The organism is Catellatospora bangladeshensis, from assembly GCF_016862575.1.
Taxonomy (GTDB): domain Bacteria; phylum Actinomycetota; class Actinomycetes; order Mycobacteriales; family Micromonosporaceae; genus Catellatospora; species Catellatospora bangladeshensis.
Genome location: NZ_BONF01000033.1, coordinates 135446 through 152528 on the forward strand (window position 1 = coordinate 135446; position 17083 = coordinate 152528).

The window sequence follows — 17083 nt, forward strand, 5'->3', positions numbered from 1 at the left end:
ATGTGCCGCCACCTGGTGTACCTCGGACCGCCGACGCCGCTCGCGGCGCTGCTGGTGGAGCCGCCGTACGGGCTGCAGCACCAGACCTGGGCGCCGCGCGACATGCGCGGCGGCGGGACGATCAACGTGGACGGCTTCGGGGCGGGCTGGTACACCCCCGCCGGGCCGGTGCGCTACCGGCGCGCGGTGCCGATCTGGACGGACCGGAACTTCGCCGCGCTGGCCCGGGTGACCTCGGTGGGCGCGGTGCTGGCGGCGGTGCGCTCGGCGACGCCGGGCATGACGGTGAGCGACGACGCGTGCGCGCCGTTCGCCGCCGACGGCTGGTTCTTCAGCCACAACGGGTTCGTCGCGGGCTGGCCGGACACCATGGCCAAGCTGGCCGAGCGGCTGCCGGTGACGGACCTGCTGACCATGGACGCGCCCACGGACGCCGCGTTCGTGTGGACGCTGGTGCGCAACCGCCTGCACGCCGGGTACGGCCCGGCCGAGGCGCTGCGCGCGACGGTGGCGGAGGTGAGCGCCGCCGCGGCCGGTTCCCGGCTGAACCTGCTGCTCACCGATGGGGAGAAGGCGTACGGGACGACCTTCGGGCACGCGCTGTCGGTGTTCCACGCCGCCGGCCGGGTCCTGGTCGCCTCGGAACCCTTCGACGACGATCCAGGCTGGGTGCAGGTGCCCGACCGCCGCCTCGTGGTGGCCGGCCCTGCCGCGTACACCGTGGAGGAGCTGTGAAACTCGACGTCTACCTCACACCCGACGACCTGAGCGAACAGCTGCGGGTGGACGCCCGCGAGGGCCTCACCGCGAAGCCGAAGTGGCTGCCGCCGAAGTGGTTCTACGACGCGTACGGCAGCGACCTGTTCGAACGCATCACGAAGCTGCCCGAGTACTACCCGACCCGGGCCGAACGCGCGGTGCTGGCCGCGCACGCCGCCGACATCGCCCACGAGACCGGCGTGAAGACGCTGGTGGAGCTGGGTTCCGGCTCGTCGGACAAGACCCGGCTGCTGCTGGACGCCATGCACGAGGAGGGCACGCTGGCCCGGTTCGTGCCGCTGGACGTCTCGGAGACGGCGCTGCGCTCCGCTGCCAAGGCGATCGACAGCGACTACCCGGAGCTGGAGGTGCACGGCATCGTCGGCGACTTCAGCCACGATCTCGACCGCATCCCGGGCGGCGGCGGCCGGATGATCGTGTTCCTGGGCGGCACCATCGGCAACCTGGCGCCGGCCGAGCGCGCGGCGTTCCTGGCCGAGGTGCGCGACGTGCTCGGCGAGGGCGAGTGGCTGCTGCTCGGCACCGACCTGGTGAAGGATCCGCAGACGCTGGTCGCGGCGTACGACGACGCGGACGGGGTGACCGCCGAGTTCAACCTGAACGTGCTGCGGGTGCTCAACCGCAGCCTCGGCGCCGACTTCGACCTGACCGCGTTCGAGCACGTGGCGGTGTGGGACCCGCGGCACAGCTGGATCGAGATGCGGCTGCGGGCGCTGCGGGACATGACGGTCGAGGTGCCGGCGCTGGAGCTGGAGGTGGGCTTCCGGGCCGGTGAGGAGATCCGCACCGAGATCTCGGCGAAGTTCGACCGGCACCGGGTGGAGGCGGAGCTGGCCAAGGCCGGGTTCGCGGCGGAGCACTGGTGGACCGACCCGCAGGGCCGGTTCGCGGTGACGCTGGCGCGGGCGGTGGAGTAGCCGGATCGTGCCCGGCGGCGGTGGCGGTGATCTCACCGCCACCGCCGTGTCGTCGGCCCCGGCGCACTGGCGGCCCGCGGGTGAGCGGGGTCACCGCCGCGCACAATTCAACGCCGTTGACTTAGGCCGCTGTGGCGGAGCTATGCTTGTGTTCACGCATTAGTTGCGGATCCGCAAGCTGTTGGAGTCGCCGTGGCCACCCAGCACGACCAGCTCGCCGAGGACATCGGCCTGTTCCGCCGCGCGCTCATCCCCGACTTCCTGCTCGGCCTGCTGCGCCGGATGGGCGACGCCGAGCCGAACCTGCTTCAGATGGCCACGCTGTACGTGCTCGACACCGGCCCGCACCCCACCGTGCGGAACCTCGCCGAGCAGCTCGGCCGGTCGATGTCGGTGACCAGCCGGCTGATCGACCAGATGGTGCGGCGCGGCTGGGTGGCGCGGGACGAGGACGCCGCCGACCGGCGGGCCAAGCGGGTGCGGATCACCGAAACGGGCCGCGACTTCCTGCGCTCCTTCGAGCAGGTGCGGGCCCAGGCCCAGCGCGAGCTGATGACGTATCTGACCGACGAGGAGCAGCGCGTGGTCACCGAGGCCATGGCGCTGCTCGGCAAGGCATCCAGGAGGCACATCGATGAGCGAGCGCACCATGCCGGCCGCTGACACCCTGGCCGACCGGGCCGGGCTGGTCCTCGACTTCGCCGCCATCGACGCGGGCATGCTGGCCGTGGTCGGCGGCAAGGCCGCCAACCTGGGCGTGCTCACCCGCGCCGGGCTGCCCGTCCCGCCGGGCATGTGCCTGACCACGGAGGCATACCGGGTGGTAGCCGCGTCGGCGCACCTCGACGAGGTTCACGACGCGCTGGCGCGTACCGCCAAGGAGGACGTGCCAGCGCTGACCGCGCTGGCGGGACGGGCCCGCGCGGCGCTGCTCGCCGCGCCCATCCCGGCGGAGATCGCCGACGCCGTCGCGGCCGGTTACGCCCGGCTCGGCGACACCGTGCCGGTGGCGGTGCGCTCCTCGGCCACCGCCGAGGACCTGCCGTTCGCCAGCTTCGCCGGGCAGCAGGACACCTACCTCAACGTCGTCGGCGAGGACGCGGTGCTCGACGCCGTACGCCGCTGCTGGGCGTCGCTGTGGACGGACCGGGCCGTCGTCTACCGGGCCGCCAACGGCATCGACGACCGCACCGTGCGGCTGGCCGTGGTGGTGCAGCGCATGGTCGACTCGGCCGTGGCCGGGGTCATGTTCACCGCCAACCCGGTCACCGGCCACCGCCACCAGGCCGTCATCGATGCCAGCCCCGGCCTCGGCGAGGCCGTGGTTTCGGGCGCGGTCAACCCCGACCACTTCGTGGTGGACACCCCGCGCCGGGCCATCGTCGACCGGCGCCTGGGCGACAAGCGGCTCGCGATCCGCTCGCTGCCCGGCGGCGGCACCGAGCACGTCACCCTCGACGGCGGAGCGGAGCAGGCATGCCTGTCCGACGCGCAGGTGCTGGCCCTGGCCGAGCTGGGCGAGCGGGTCGAGGCGCACTACGGCGCGCCGCAGGACACCGAGTGGGCGGTCGACGGCGACGGCACGCTGTGGCTGACCCAGGCCCGTCCGGTCACCACACTGTTCCCGCTGCCGGACCGGCCGCCCGCGTCCGGCGGGGACACCCGGGTCTACTTCTGCTTCAGCGTCGCGCAGGGCGTGTTCCGCCCGATCACGCCGATGGGCATGGCCGCGTTCCGGGTCATCGCCTCGGGCGGGGCGGGGCTGTTCGGGTTCCCGGTGGCCGATCCGCTGGCCGGGCCGGCCGTGTTCGCCCCGGCGGGGCAGCGGGTGTTCCTCGACGTGACCACGGCGGTGCGCAGCACCATGGGCCGCACGCTCGTCCCGAAGGTCCTCGGGGTGATGGAGGCCCGCTCCGGCGAGGCGATCAGCAGCCTGTTCGGCGACCCGAGGCTGTCGAACACGCGCCGCTCGCGGCTGCCGTTCGTACGCCGGGTGGGCCGGGTGGCGGTGAAGTACCGCATCCCGCTGCGGCTGCTGCGCACGCTGGCCAGGCCCGCGCGGGGCCTGGCCGACGTGGACGCCGTCGGCGGCGAGCTGGACCGGCTGCTCACCGTGCCGGAGGGCGCCACGGCCGCGCAGCGGCTGGACTTCGTGCAGCGCACCCTCCAGGCGGAGGTGGTGCACCTGGTGCCGCGGGTGATGCCGGTGGCCGCCGCCGGGTTCGTCGCGCTCGGCATCGCCGACCGGCTGCTCGGCGCGGACGCCGCCGTCGGCGACGTGCAGGCCGTGCTGCGGGGCATCCCCAACAACGTCACCACCGACATGGACCTGGAGCTGTGGGCGCTGGCCGTGCGGCTGCGCGCCGACGCGCCGTCCGCCGCGCTGTTCGGCGGGTCCACGGTGGACGAGCTGGCCCACCGGTATGCCGCGGCCACGATGCCGCCGGTGGCGCGCGACGGCATCGCCGCGTTCCTGGCGCGCTACGGACACCGCGCGGTGGCCGAGATCGACCTCGGCATGCCGCGCTGGTCCGACGACCCGCGCTACATCCTGGGCGTGCTCGCCAACTACCTGCGCATGGACCCCGGCGACCCGGCGGTGCTGACCCCGGACCGGCTGTTCGCGCAGGGCGCGGCCGAGGCCGAGGCCATGGTGGAAACCTTGGCGCAGCGCGCCTCGCGCCGGGGGCGGCTGCGCGGCAGGGCGGTCCGTACGCTGCTCGGCCGCGCCCGCGCCCTGGCCGGTGTGCGCGAGCTGCCGAAGTACTACATGGTGCGGGTGATCGCCGCATGCCGGGCGCAGCTCGCCCTGGTCGGGGCGGAGCTTGCCGCGGAAGGACGGCTGGCCGAGGCGGGCGACGTGTACTTCGTCGACCTCGCCGAGGCGCGCGCCGGGCTGGCCGGCGCCGACCTGCGGGACCTGGTCGCGCGGCGGCGCCAGGCGTACGACGACGAGCTGCGCCGCAGGCACATCCCCCGGGTGCTGCTGTCCGACGGCACCGAGCCCGGGGTGACCCCGGCCGCCGCCGCCGACGGCGCGCTGACCGGCACCCCGGCCTCGGCGGGGCAGGTCACCGGCGTCGCCCGGGTGATCATGGATCCGGTCGGCGCGCACCTGGAGCCCGGCGAGATCCTCGTCGCGCCGTCCACCGACCCCGGCTGGACCCCGCTGTTCCTCACGGCGGGCGGCCTGGTCATGGAGATGGGCGGGGCGAACTCGCACGGCGCGGTGGTGGCCCGCGAGTACGGCATCCCCGCGGTGGTCGGGGTGCCGGACGCGACGGGCCGGATCACCACCGGGCAGCTGATCACCGTCGACGGCGCGGCGGGCACCGTCACGCCGTCCTGACCACCCTCCCCGAGGGGGCGGCCGTCCACCCCTGGTACGGCCGCCCTGTCACCCCCGGGGGAAACCCCCGCCGTGACTCTGACGGACAGGACGGGTTCAGTGGCCGAGGGCGCGTTGCAACGCCCGGTAGATCTTGCCGAAGCGGGTGGCGTCGTCGCAGCGGATCAGCAGGATCTGGGTGGTGTCGGTCTCGGCCCAGATCTCGTAGATGGCGTTGCCCCGGTCGTAGCTGTCGTCGACCCGGTGCAGCGCCCACTCCCACACCAGCGGCACCAGCCCGACCACCAGCAGCAGCACCGCGACGAGCAGCAGCGTGTTGCGCGGGATGGGCAGCCGGCCCACCGCGGCGGCCAGCCTGGTCTCGCCGTACGCCGAGGCGGCCAGTCCCACCAGCGCGATCAGCCCGGCGACGGCGCTCAGCAGCATCAGGGTGTTGAGCACCCCGCGCCCGGCCGTGCGACGGCGGACGCGCCAGTCCGGGCGTTCCTGACGATGCCAGACGTAGCGCAGCTCGGCCAGCCGGAACCGGCGGCCCTCGATCTGCACGTACGTCGAGGTCACCGCCACCGTCTCGTCGCGGTAGTAGGTGAGCACGTCCCCTCCGACGCTTCAGCGTTCTCTAAGGGTCGCGCAGAGTGACGGAGTCGTACGTGAGTGAATATCACCGCCTCGGGCCGATCGTCCGGACCGGGCTGACCGTGGCGGGCGTGGCCGCCGGGCGCGGCTCCGACATACTGGTGGCCATGTTCACGCTCGACGAAGCGCGCGCCCGCCTGGCGGAACTGCTGCCCCGGCTGGAGGAGCTGGTCGGCGTCCGCGCCGACCTGGCGGAGCTGCGGGCCGATCTGGACACCGGCGCGCAGAGCGAGCTGGGCGGCCTGGCCGAGGCCAAGGCGCTGGAGGCGCGGCTCTACGCCGGGCTGGAGGAGATCGCCGAGCAGGACATCGAGGTCAAGGGCTTCGCCCCGCTGCTGCTCGACTTCCCCGGCGAGCTGGACGGTCGCCCGGTGCGCTGGTGCTGGCTGGAGGGCGACACCGGCATCGACTGGTATCACCGCAGCGACACCGGCTTCGCCGGCCGCCGCCCCTGCTGAACCGTCAGCGGGCGTTGCGGGCGCGGGCGGGCATCTGCTCCTGCGGGCGCAGCAGGAGCCCGGCCTGGGCCGCGGGCAGCGGGCGGGAGAGCAGGTAGCCCTGGCCGAGGCGGCAGCCGAGGCCGCGCAGCGTGGTGCGCTGCTCCTCGGTCTCGATGCCCTCGGCGATGGCGACCAGGCCGAGCGAGTCGGCGATGGCCAGGATCGCCCGCACGATGCTGATGTCGAGGTGGCCGCCGGTGACGCCGCTGACGAACGACTTGTCGATCTTCAGGATCTCGATCGGCAGGCGCTTCAGGTAGGACAGGTTCGAGTACGCAGTGCCGAAGTCGTCCAGCACCAGGTGCACCCCGGCCGCGCCGAGCGCGGAGGCGTACTGGGTGACCTCGTGGCGCAGGTAGCTGTGCTCGGTGATCTCCAGCCAGATGTCGGCGGGGTGCAGCCCGGCGGCGCGGATGACGCCGAGGGTGCGCTCGGCCGCGTGGGCCTGGTGCAGCTGCACGGGCGACAGGTTGACGCTCATGCCCAGGCCGCGGCCCTCGGGCAGCCGGTGCCACTGGGCGAGCTGGCGGCAGGCCTGCTCCATGACCCACTGCCCGATCTCGACGATCGCGCCGCTCTCCTCGGCCAGCGGGATGAACACGTCGGGCGGCACGTTGCCGTGGTGCGGGTGGGTCCAGCGCAGCAGCGCCTCGAAGGCGACGATGGCCCGGCTGTCCAGCGCGAAGATCGGCTGGTACGCCAGGTGCAGCTGGCCGCGGTCACGGGCGAGCAGCAGCTCGGAGCGCAGGTCCAGGCGGTCCCGGGAGCGGTGCGAGGCGTCCTCGTCGAACACCTCGACCTGGCCGCTGCCGCGGCCCTTGGCCACGTACATGGCGGCGTCGGCGTCGCGCAGCATGGCGCTGGGCGTGGCGCGGCCGCGTACACCGAGCACGCCGCCGATGCTGCAGGAGACGTGCACCCGCTCGCCGCTGACCGTGAACAGGTCGTTGAGGTCGGCGCAGACGCGGCCGCCGACCTCGGCGACCTCGGCGAGCTGCTTGATCCGGTCGAGCACGATGACGAACTCGTCGCCACCGAAGCGGGCGAGCAGGTCCTCGGGCCGTATGCCGTGCCGCAGCCGGTCGGCGACCTGGAGCAGCAGCTCGTCGCCGGCCTCGTGGCCGAGCAGGTCGTTGACCGACTTGAACCCGTCCAGGTCGCAGAACAGCACGCCGACCCGGGACGGGTCCTCGGCGCTCAGCAGCCGGTCCAGGTGGGACACCAGGGCGCTGCGGTTGGCCAGGCCGGTGAGCGGGTCGCGGGTGGCCCGCTCGGCGAGCGTGCGGTACAGCTCGGCGTTGGTCAGCGCGACGCCGAGATGGTTGCCGAAGATCGTCATTATCTCCAGGGTGCCGCGGGCGAACGGCCGGGGCCGCTCACGCCCGGCGTAGAGCAGCGCGGTCGGCCCGTTCTCGCAGGAGACGGCGACCCGCAGCACCTCGGCCAGGCCGGCGCCGCAGCCGGGCGGCTCGTCGACGGCGGCGGCCGGGCGCGGCCAGCCCTGCACCTGCTCCGCGGGCAGCCCGCGGTGGGCGCGCAGCTGCGCCTGGGTGCCCTCGACGGTCACCACCCAGGTCCGGTCGGCGCGGGTGAGCCGGCGCAGCAGGTCGGCGGCGGCGTCCAGCAGCGGCTCGGCCTCCAGGTGCCGGGTGAGCAGGTGGCCGAAGTGGGCGAGCTGCTCGATGGTGGCGTTGTGCTCGCGCTCCTGCAGCGCCAGGTGCAGGCGGCCCGCGACCGACGAAAGGATGCGCAGGTCGGACACGGTGAACTTCCGGTCGCTGGTGCGGAACAGGATGAGCAGGGTGTCGGCGTAGGGGTCGCCGGACAGCGGGATCCAGGCCGCCGAGCGGATGCCGAGCCGGCTCACCGAGCCGGGCGCGTCCGCGCCGCGCACGCCGCCGCCGACGGCCACCGGGACGGCCCCGGACAGCGCGGCCAGGGCCGACTCACCGGCCGCCCAGCCGTCGGTGAAGCCGGGGTCGTCCTCGGGCAGCCCGCACGACCCGGTCACCACGAGCCGGTCGCCGGCCAGCTGAGCCATGCAGACCACGTCCGTGAAGAAGACGTCGGACAGGACGGCGAGCAGGTCCTCCATCAGCTCGTCCGGGCCGCCGGGCTGGCCGAGCAGCGCGAGCAGCTGGATGAGGCGGGTGGTGTCGCGGTACGCGTCGCGCGCCGCCTCGGACGCGGCGGCCAGCTGCCGTTTCAGCTCCTGGACCTCGTCGTCGCCGGTCACGGGCGCCCTCACAGCGCGATCGCGGTCAGCGTGGCGTTGTGGTATCCGGCGACCCGGGTGGTCCGGGCGAACTCGCCGTAGGTGTAGAAGCCGAACGTGGTGACGTCGCCCGCGGCGGCCTGGATGCGGGCGGCCTCCACGGGGCCGCGCTCGGCCAGCACGTCCAGGCGGGCCACGCAGCTGAACGCGAGCAGCACCGCGGCGTCGCGGCCGGCCACCGCCTGCTCGACCACGTCCTCGGTGACCCGCAGCAGGTCGTCGGGGGCGCAGGCGACGATCTGGACCGGCGCGTACGGCGGCAGCGGCGTGAACGAGCGCAGCCGCCCCTCGGGGTCGATGTACGCGCCCCGGATGAGCTTGCTCCCGTCCGGCTCGATCAGGCCGAACGCGTACGCCGACAGGTAGCCGGGGGCGGGCCGGACCAGGCCGGGCCGCTCGTAGTTGACGTCGTCGTGGAAGTGCTCCCGGAACACCTCGGCCGCGGGCCGCCCCGCGATCTCCTCGATGACCAGGCCGTCCGATCTGGTCACCAGCAGCGGCAGGCTCACGTCGTGCCAGCCGTGCTCGGCGACGACGGTGAGCGGGTGCGGGGCGGCGATCCACACCGCGGTCGCGCCGCCGTCGGTGTACACCTGGTCGCCCTCGAAGACGCAGGTCCGCACGAGCAGCCGGTCGTCGCCCGCGCCGCCGCCGACCACCGGCACGGCCGCGCCCACCACCTTGTGCACGCCGTTGAGCAGCTCCTGCTGGTGCCCGGCCAGCCCGGTGGTGAGCAGCAGCACCGCGGCGTGCGCGGACGGCTCGGGTCCGGCCGCCGCGCGCGCGGCGCGGGCCAGGCGCTGCCCGGCGGCGACCGGCTCGTCGCGGACCCCGGTGACCGAGGCGACGCCGAACCGGTACGGCCCGGCGCTGAGGGCGAGCACCGACACCCCGATGCCGGGCGTGATCAGGCGGCCGTCGTGGAACTGCCCGCTGGTGGTGCAGCCGACCAGCGGCGCCTGCCCGGTCTCGCCGCGCACCGCGTGCAGTAGGGCGATCAGGTCGTAGGAGACGGAGGCGTACACGATGAACAGGGCGGCGGGCTGTCCGCCGAGCCCGGCCACCGCGGCGCGCACGGCCGCCCCGCCCGCCTCGGCCGGGTCCGCGGACTCGCTGAAGCCCACACCCGCCCGCAGCCGCGTGTCCGGCTGCGATGTCACGGAAACGTGATCGAGCCGCCTCACACAGTGACGATAACGCGGCGGCGGGCCGCTCAGCCAAGGATCTTGGCTCAAGGCAGTGCCCCGGCCAGGGCCACGATGACCGGTCCGAGCAGCGGCAGGATCACCGCGGAGAAGGCGTACACGATGGTGTAGGACAGCAGCGGGGTGTTGTTGCCCGCCTCCTTCTGCGCCCCGGTCACGGCCGGGGTGCTGCACTGCTGGCCCGCGATCACCCCGGCGACCAGCGGCGCGGGCAGGTGCATCAGCTTCACCGCGACCCACACGCTCAGCAGCGCGGGGATCGCCGTAACCAGCACCGCCACCACCGGCAGCAGCACGCCGTACTGCTTGATCAGGACCAGCGCGGAGGGCCCGGCGCTGAGCCCGACCGCGCAGACGAAGGTGGCCAGCCCGAACTGGCTGATCATCTGCGCGGCGGCCGGATGGTACTGCCCGTAGGTCGGGCGGCGCGCCCGCAGCCAGCCGCAGAACAGCCCGGTGAACAGGCAGCCGCCGCCGATCCCGAGCGACAGCGGCACCCCGCCCGCCGACACCGTCAGCTGCCCGAGCAGCAGCCCGGCGACGACGCCCAGCGAGATGAAGCTCAGGTCCGCCTTGACCGAGGCGTCCACGCGCACGCCGAGCCGGGACGCGTGCGCGGCGAGGTCGGCCGCGGCCCCGGTCAGCCGCAGCGTGTCGCCGGGGCTCACCCCGGTGTACGGCTTGACCGGCAGCTCGTGCTCCATCCGGGAGACGCCCGTGATGAACACCCCGTGCCGGTCCTTCAGCGGGATCTCCTCGTGCAGCCGGTCCAGCGTCCAGCCGCGGAAGCGCGGGTCGGTGATGACGACGTCGGCCGTCTCCAGGGTCATCGGGTGGCCGCCCCGGCCCAGCGTCTCCGGGCCCAGCACGTGCTCGCCGTGCAGCAGCGCCGACCGGTGGCCCACGACCAGCACGTGGTCGCCGGTGCGCAGCACGGTCTCGGGGCCGTGCACGACGATGTCCTCGCCCCGGCGCAGCCGCTCCACCGCCGCCTCCGCGCCCAGCGCCTGCTCGGCGGTGGCGACGGTCATGCCGTCGGCGGCGGTGATCCGGAAGATCCGCCCCACGAAGCCGGGCAGCGCCGCGACCGAGCCCTCCGGGCGGTCCCCGCCGCCCAGCTCCTCCCACAGCCGGGCCGCCTCGTCGCGCATGCCCACCCGCATCAGCAGCGGCACGCCCTGCGCGGTGAGCAGCACGATCGTGATCAGGCTGAAGATGTAGACCACCGAGTACGCCGTGGCGAGGTTCGCCTGCAGCTGGTGGATCTGCGCCGGGGGAAGGTTCAGCGCGCCGAGCGCCTCGCCCGCGGTGCCGAGCGTCGACGACGACGTGGTGCCCCCGGCCAGCAGCCCGGCCGCCGTGCCCCGGTCCAGTCCCATCAGCACGGTGGCCAGGCAGGTCAGCGCGATCAGGGTGATCATCTGGATGGCGGTGAACACGGCGTAGCGCAGCGCCTTGCGGTTCAGGCTCGCGAAGAACGACGGCCCCGCCATGTAGCCGAGGGTGTAGATGAACAGTGCGAACGCGACGTTGCGCAGCTCCGGGTCGAGCGTGACGCCGAGCTGGCCGATGATCAGCGCGACCAGCAGGGTGCCCGCGATGCCGCCGAGGCTGAGCTTCCAGACGCGCAGCCTGCCGAGCGCGAAGCCCAGCCCGAGGCAGACGAACAGAGCCAGCCCCGGAGTGCTGCGCAACAGTTCGGTGACCCTGTCGAGCACCGCGCACGCTCCACTCTGTCCCGAGGCTGAGGCCACCTCATATTAGGACAAAGCGGATCAGGGTCACGGCATCTCCACCGTCTCCGCCCGCGCGATCTCCGCGAACGCCGCGGCCAGGTACGGCTCGAAGCGCCGCCCCGAGCCCGTCAGCAGGTATGCCAGCAGCACCGGCGCGTGCCAGGCGAGCTGGCGCGGGTCCGGCCGGGGCGCACCGTCCTCCTGCTGGAACACGCCCAGGGCGCCGGTCAGCACCACGACCAGGCTGTCCACGTCCAGCTCGGCGGTCCACACCAGGGTGTCGCGCACGCAGCGCTCCAGCACGTCCTGCACGTCCTCGCCGGACAGCCCGTCCGGATGCAGGTCCTCCAGCAGCGCCCGGACCGTGCTGCCCAGCACCACCCCGACGTGCTCCGGATCGCAGGCCGCCAGCTCGTCGGCGGCCTTGCGCAGCCCCTGCTCATCGTGCGCCCGAGCCGCGTCCACGGCCGCGACCGCCGCCTCCGCGATCCGGCGCGCCGCGGGCGGCAACCGCCGCAACTCCCCGCTCACCACCATCCCCGGATCCTCGCACGGCTCGCCGACACCCTCGGCCCTGCCGCCGGTCCCCGTCTGTGGCGACTCTCAAAGACTCGCGGCCTCCGAGGGGTCGGAGGCCGCGAGTCTTCATGAACTGCGCCCGTTCGGGCGCGGGGGATCAGCTCCCGGTCTGAGCGGAGCGGAGGGAGATGGCCTTGAGGAAGACGTCACCGATCTTGGCGGGGTCCTTGGCGGAGAAGACGCCGCCGCCGGTGACCTTCGTGATCTTCTGCAGCGGTTCCGCCTTGACGTCGCCGATGGTCAGGATGATCACCTGGATCGGCCGCTGCGGGTCGGCCGTGTCCTTCAGCTTCGACAGCAGCGCCTCCAGCGAGATGCCGTTGTCGTCGTCGTTGTCGCCGTCGGTCATCAGCACGATCGAGTTGACCCGGCCCGGGTCCCAGTCCTTCTGCACGGCCTGGTACGCGGCGAGGATCGTGTCGTACATGCCCGTGTCGCCGTCCGGCTTGGGCGTGATGGACGCCAGCGCCTGGAGCATCCGCGTGCGCTGCGAGGACAGCGGGCCGATCGGCACCTGCTGTTTGTAGTCCTTCGCGCCGTCCAGCTCGGTGGAGAACGTCCACAGGCCGACCGCCCACGAGTCGTCGAACAGCCCCAGGCCGCGCCGCGACGCCTCCAGGGTGATCTGGGCACGGGTGGCGCCGCCGGCGGTGGGCACCTTGGTCAGCATCGAGCCGGACACGTCGATGACGGCCAGCATGCGGGCGGGCAGCGTCACCGCGACCCAGGTCGAGAGCACCCGGTCCACGGCGGCGGTGGCGGCCGGCGCGGTCGGCGACGCGGCGGGCGCGGGCACCGTGGCGACCTCGGGCGCGCCGGTCGGGGTGGTGACCCCGGCGCCGAACGAGCCGTCCGGCCCGCGCAGGCCGATCTTGGCGAGCCGGTCGCGGAACGCCGGCTCGCGCAGCGCCTCCAGGAAGCGGCCGGCCGCGGCCTGCCGCTTGGCGTCGATGCCGGGCATCATCGCGTACGGGTAGTCCAGCGCGATCGGCGCCGGGTCCAGGTAGAGACCGGCCAGCGGCACCGGCGGCTGCGCCGCGTTGTACGCGATGACCGCCTGCTCCGACAGCGGCGCCGCGCCCAGCGCGGAGGCGACCGCGGCGGGGTCGTTGGAGCGCGGGAAGCGGGCCAGCACGTCCTGGCGCAGCGCGGAACGGCCGGCGGCCAGCGTACGCAGCGCGCCGGTGGTGGCGGCCTGCGCGTTCGGCGAGGAGTTGGCGGTGCTCGCGAGCGCCAGCAGGCCGGACAGGCCGGCGGCGTCGCGCGTCGGCTCCACGATGCCCACCCGCATCTTGGTGCCGGAGGTCATCTGCTGGAGCAGTGCCTGCCAGGTCAGCTTGGCCGTCGGCCAGCCCAGCGCCTTGGCGGCGGGCTCGGCCATGGCCACCACGACGGGGCTGCGCGCGATGGACGGCGCCTCCTGGACCGCGGTGTTCGGCGAGGCGGCGGTGACCCGGGCCAGCCAGGTGGCCGAGTCTGGAATCCACACGTCCGGCACCTGCGTGCTGCCGTTGGGCTGGCCCACCCCGGTCAGCGTCAGGCCGCGCAGCGAGGCGACGGCCGCGGCGACGTCGGCCGGGTCGGCGGTGACCACGTCCACGGCCACGCAGGCGCCGTCGACCGCGGCCTTCTGCTCGGTGAGCGCGGCGGCGGTGTCCTTCAGCGCCGGAGCGATCTCGGCGGGTGCGGCGACCGTCAGCGAGGCGGAGCCGGAACACCCGGGCTCGGCGAGCTGGTCGTACACGATGAAGGCACCCGAGACCACGAGCGCGACCGCGAACACTGCGGCGACGGCGCTGAGGGCGGGGTGGATACGGCGAACGTTGCGATGGCGGCCCGGCACAGCAGACATGTTTCGTCAACGTGAAGGCGGCTCGCCACATACGTTCGGCCGAATGTTACCGGTCGGGAACGACGCGACTCGGCCTGCTGGGCTGCGGTTCAGCGCTAACTCGGCGGAAAGATCAACCGTTACTCCTTCCGACGGACGGAGAAAACTCCCGTCACGTCCCATTACTTGGGAGTAGCTGGGGGATATGTCGATGTGGGCGGGTCGGCGGGGGCGTGTCGCCGGGGACGGGATGGACGGCGGGGTCGGCCGCACAGCAACGATGGTCGTCGATGACCCTGCGTATAGTGACATTCGTCACGATGGCCAGGTGGGGCCGGATGTCGACCACACAGAGTCACTGGATGCGAGCACACGGTTCGGTGAGCCGGCCGCCGCCGAGACGAGCCGGGCCCGGCTGCTCAGCTTCACGCCGTACCAGCCGAAACGCGACCGGTTGTGCACCGACACGGCCGCGCTGCTGCGGCCGCTGGTCCGGGCCGGGATCATCGACACCTGGGCCACCGACCACAGCTACCCCAGCCAGCGCGCCTGGCGCCTGCTGCCCTCCCGGCTCGCCCTGCCCCGGCAGCTCCCGCTCGACGGCTACGTCGAGCCCGGCGGCGGCATCACCCTGTTCCCGCTGCCCGAGGCCTACGACGAGGCGCCGCTGTGCATGCTCGACTGGGTGATCGACTGGACCGCCACCGGCGGCCTGGACAGCCACTGGTGGACCACCGCCGTCCACGTCACCACCTCCGTGGGCCTCCCCGCCACCGGCACCGTCCGCCCCTGACCCGCCCGGCCTGGCCGGCCGCGGGGCTCGCCGCCCGGCTGTGGGGTTGGCCAAGATCGCTGACTGGTGTCGGAGGTGAAGCCGAGCCGCAGGTTCCGACACGAGCTGGCGATCATCGCTGGCGGGCTGCGGGGCTGGCTGGGCTCCTCCCGGGGAGATCGCTGTCTGGTGTCGAAAAGCGGGGCTGGACCGCAGGTTTGGACACGAGTTGGCGATCATCGCCAGCGGGGCGCGGGGGTGGGTTGGGCTGGCCCGGGGGAGATCGCTGTCTCGTGTCGGAAGGTGGCGTGAGAGCCCAGGTTTGGACACGGGACAGCGATCTTGCCGTGGTGTGTGGGGCGGTGGTGGGTCAGGGGGACTGGGGCACCCAGGCGGGGAGGGGTTCGCACGCGGTCAGCCAGGGGGCGGGGACGCTGTCGAGGCCGGTGCGGGCGGCGACGATGCCCCCGACGATGGCGCAGGTCGTGTCGATGTCGCCGCCGGCGGACGCGGTCGCCCAGAGCGCCTCGGGGAGGTCGTCGAGGTGGCGGGCGGCGCACCAGATCGCGTACGGCACCGTGTCCGGCGCGGAGATGCGCAGGCCACAGCCCACCTGCCCGGCCACCCACGCCGGCTCGCGGTCGAACGGCAGCCGGGCCACCTGGCGCAGACCCCCGGCGACCTCGCCGTCGGGGGTACGCGCCAGCACGCTCTCGATCAGATCCGCGGTGGACGTGCCGGTCGCGGCCAGCGCGGCGGCCACGGCTACCGCGACGGCCCCCGCGACGGCCTCGGGGTGGGCGTGCGTGACCTCGGCGGAATCCCGCGCCTGGGCCACGACCAGGTCCAGGTCGCCGCTGAACCAGGCGCCAAGCGGCGCGACGCGCATCGCCGTGCCGTTGCCCCACGAGCCCTGCCCGCCGAACTGCCGCCGGGTGACCTCCTGCCAGCGCTCGCCCTCGTGCACCGCCCGCAGCACGCCGTGCATGGACGGGCCGTAGTTGCGGTACGGGTCGGCGTCATACGCGCTCGCGAAGGCGGCGGCCAGCTCGTCCTGGCGTACCTCGCCGTGTTCGGTGAGCATCCGGTACAGGGACAGGGCCATGGCGGTGTCGTCGGTCCAGGGCCACGGGCCGGGGCGCAGGTGCCGTTCACGCAGCAGCTCCTCGACCCGGTCGGCGGGCTGGAAGAACCAGGTCTCGCCGAAGGCGTCGCCCAGGGCGAGGCCGCGCAGCGAGTTCAGTGCGGCGGTCCGGTGCGGGGTCATCCTCCGATGATCTCCTGCGCCGCAACCGCTTTGCCCCACTGCGGGCTGGGCGCTCGACGCTCGCCTTTCAGTGCTCAGTGCTCCGTGCTCCGTGGTCGCGCTCGGTCCTCGGCGCCCAGCGCTCGGCGCCCACCGCTCCGGGCTCGGTGCTCGGCTTTCGACGCTCGGCATCGGGCAAGATCGCCGTCTGGTGTCCTGATCTCGGGTTCAGCCGCACTTTTCGACATGGAACCGCGATCTTCGCCGAGCCGCGGGGAGCGAAGCGGCGATCTTGGCTGGTCGTGGGCGCGTGCGGCGGCAGAATCGAGCCGTGGACGTCGTGATGGCGGAGCCGGGGCGGGTCGGGCAGGTGGGGCTGGCGGACGGGCGACGCCTGGGCTGGGCCGAGTGGGGACCGGCTGACGGCGTCCCGGTGCTGTTCTGCCCGGGGGCGGGCACGAGCCGCCGGCTCGGCTTCGGCGCGGACGTGGTGGACACGCTCGGCGTACGCCTGATCTCGCTGGACCGGCCCGGTCTGGGCGCCTCGGATCCGGCGCCGGGGCGGACGCTGGCCGACTGGGCCGCGGACGTGGCCGGATTCGCGGCGGCGGCCGGGGTGGGCCGCCCGGCGGTGGTCGGCTTCTCGCAGGGTGCGCCGTTCGCGCTGGCCTGTGCCGCGGCGGGGGTGGTCAACGCGGCCGCGCTCGTGTCCGGCACGGATGAGCTGGCCCGGCCGGAGGTCGCGGCCCGGCTGGAGCCGCAGCTGCGCTGGCTGGTGGCCTCGGCCGAGGACGACCCGGACGAGGCCGAGGCCTACTTCGCGCAGCTGGACGCCGGGCGCCTGCTGCACCTGGTGACGTCGATGAGCGGCGACGCCGACCGCGCCGTGTACGAGGATCCGGCGTTCGCCGGGGCGTTCCGGCGCGCGCTGGCCGAGGGCTTCGCGCAGGGCCCGGCCGGGTACGCCCGGGACGCGCTGCTGGCGATGCGCCCGTGGCCGTTCGATCCGGGCGCGATCGAGGTTCCGGTCGAGTTCTGGTACGGCGGGCAGGACACCAGCCCCGTGCACTCGCCCGACTTCGGCGAGTCGCTGGCCACCCGGATCCCGCACGCGCGCCGCCACCTGCTCGCCGAGGCGGGCGGGGCGCTGCTGTGGACCCACGCCGAGCGCATCCTCACCTCCCTGCTCCGCCTCACCGGCGCCCTCCCGCCCGCCGACCAGTAAGGAAGGGCACCCTGTTAACGCTATGCGTAGAA

At 73.8% G+C, this 17083-nt stretch carries 14 protein-coding genes; 7 read left to right on the forward strand and 7 right to left on the reverse strand.

All coding sequences use genetic code 11. From position 1 onward, the window contains the following. The 4 genes from egtC (at window position 1) to Cba03nite_RS27290 (ending at window position 5046) form a co-directional block, all read left to right on the forward strand. Entirely contained in the window at window positions 1–735 is a 735-nt protein-coding gene (gene egtC, locus Cba03nite_RS27275) for an ergothioneine biosynthesis protein EgtC (RefSeq protein WP_203751927.1), read from the forward strand. Next, window positions 732–1697, forward strand: a complete 966-nt coding sequence (gene egtD / locus Cba03nite_RS27280) for an L-histidine N(alpha)-methyltransferase (protein ID WP_203751930.1) — start codon at window positions 732–734, stop codon at window positions 1695–1697. Before egtC ends, egtD begins: the two co-directional genes overlap by 4 nt. Before the next feature lie 192 nt (window positions 1698–1889). Continuing rightward, window positions 1890–2360: a MarR family winged helix-turn-helix transcriptional regulator gene (locus Cba03nite_RS27285; protein WP_203751932.1), complete on the forward strand. Its 471-nt coding sequence runs from the start codon at window positions 1890–1892 to the stop codon at window positions 2358–2360. After that, on the forward strand, window positions 2332–5046 hold the full coding sequence (locus Cba03nite_RS27290) for a PEP/pyruvate-binding domain-containing protein (RefSeq protein ID WP_203751934.1): 2715 nt from the start codon (window positions 2332–2334) through the stop codon (window positions 5044–5046). The genes Cba03nite_RS27285 and Cba03nite_RS27290 overlap by 29 nt, the downstream gene beginning before the upstream one ends. 96 nt (window positions 5047–5142) lie before the next feature. Here Cba03nite_RS27290 and Cba03nite_RS27295 read toward each other — a convergent pair whose 3' ends face one another. Continuing rightward, the gene (locus Cba03nite_RS27295; protein WP_203751936.1) at window positions 5143–5640 is read right to left on the reverse strand and encodes a DUF6232 family protein; all 498 of its coding nucleotides are present in this window, start codon (window positions 5638–5640) and stop codon (window positions 5143–5145) included. A gap of 56 nt (window positions 5641–5696) precedes the next feature. Between Cba03nite_RS27295 and Cba03nite_RS27300 the strand changes: the two genes are divergently transcribed. Beyond that, on the forward strand, window positions 5697–6140 hold the full coding sequence (locus Cba03nite_RS27300; RefSeq protein ID WP_308442764.1) for a DUF2203 domain-containing protein: 444 nt from the start codon (window positions 5697–5699) through the stop codon (window positions 6138–6140). A 4-nt stretch (window positions 6141–6144) separates the two neighbouring features. On the opposite strand, the gene Cba03nite_RS27305 is transcribed toward Cba03nite_RS27300, so the two are convergent. The 5 genes from Cba03nite_RS27305 to Cba03nite_RS27325 form a co-directional block, all read right to left on the reverse strand. Next, complete coding sequence (locus tag Cba03nite_RS27305; protein WP_203751938.1) at window positions 6145–8418, reverse strand: putative bifunctional diguanylate cyclase/phosphodiesterase; 2274 nt, start codon at window positions 8416–8418, stop codon at window positions 6145–6147. Between the two features lie 8 nt (window positions 8419–8426). Further along, window positions 8427–9617 carry an FIST signal transduction protein gene (locus tag Cba03nite_RS27310; RefSeq protein ID WP_203751941.1) on the reverse strand — a complete coding sequence of 397 codons (1191 nt, stop codon included), beginning with the start codon at window positions 9615–9617 and terminating at the stop codon, window positions 8427–8429. A 71-nt stretch (window positions 9618–9688) separates the two neighbouring features. Further along, complete coding sequence (aspT, locus tag Cba03nite_RS27315) at window positions 9689–11380, reverse strand: aspartate-alanine antiporter (RefSeq protein ID WP_203751943.1); 1692 nt, start codon at window positions 11378–11380, stop codon at window positions 9689–9691. Between the two features lie 63 nt (window positions 11381–11443). Next, window positions 11444–11935, reverse strand: a complete 492-nt coding sequence (locus Cba03nite_RS27320) for a hypothetical protein (protein ID WP_203751945.1) — start codon at window positions 11933–11935, stop codon at window positions 11444–11446. Between the two features lie 139 nt (window positions 11936–12074). Beyond that, a complete protein-coding gene (locus tag Cba03nite_RS27325) occupies window positions 12075–13829 on the reverse strand; it encodes a substrate-binding domain-containing protein (protein WP_203751947.1) in 1755 nt (584 codons plus the stop codon). Window positions 13830–14136: 307 nt separating this feature from the next. Here Cba03nite_RS27325 and Cba03nite_RS27330 point away from each other — a divergent pair, with 307 nt between their 5' ends. Further along, window positions 14137–14601 (forward strand): hypothetical protein, encoded by a 465-nt coding sequence (locus Cba03nite_RS27330; protein ID WP_203751949.1) that lies wholly within the window; start codon window positions 14137–14139, stop codon window positions 14599–14601. A 349-nt stretch (window positions 14602–14950) separates the two neighbouring features. On the opposite strand, the gene Cba03nite_RS27335 is transcribed toward Cba03nite_RS27330, so the two are convergent. Continuing rightward, the gene (locus tag Cba03nite_RS27335) at window positions 14951–15847 is read right to left on the reverse strand and encodes an ADP-ribosylglycohydrolase family protein (RefSeq protein ID WP_203751951.1); all 897 of its coding nucleotides are present in this window, start codon (window positions 15845–15847) and stop codon (window positions 14951–14953) included. Between the two features lie 412 nt (window positions 15848–16259). Here Cba03nite_RS27335 and Cba03nite_RS27340 point away from each other — a divergent pair, with 412 nt between their 5' ends. Further along, window positions 16260–17051, forward strand: a complete 792-nt coding sequence (locus Cba03nite_RS27340; protein ID WP_239126045.1) for an alpha/beta fold hydrolase — start codon at window positions 16260–16262, stop codon at window positions 17049–17051. Window positions 17052–17083: the final 32 nt, after the last annotated feature.

Bases quoted from the DNA above. Each gene is read 5' to 3' on its own strand.
- egtC (WP_203751927.1), top strand. From the start codon at position 1: ATGTGCCGCCACCTGGTGTACCTCGGACCGCCGACGCCGCTCGCGGCG.
- Cba03nite_RS27290 (WP_203751934.1), top strand. From the start codon at position 2,332: ATGAGCGAGCGCACCATGCCGGCCGCTGACACCCTGGCCGACCGGGCC.
- Cba03nite_RS27320 (WP_203751945.1), bottom strand. From the start codon at position 11,935: ATGGTGGTGAGCGGGGAGTTGCGGCGGTTGCCGCCCGCGGCGCGCCGG.
- Cba03nite_RS27325 (WP_203751947.1), bottom strand. From the start codon at position 13,829: ATGTCTGCTGTGCCGGGCCGCCATCGCAACGTTCGCCGTATCCACCCC.
- Cba03nite_RS27335 (WP_203751951.1), bottom strand. From the start codon at position 15,847: ATGACCCCGCACCGGACCGCCGCACTGAACTCGCTGCGCGGCCTCGCC.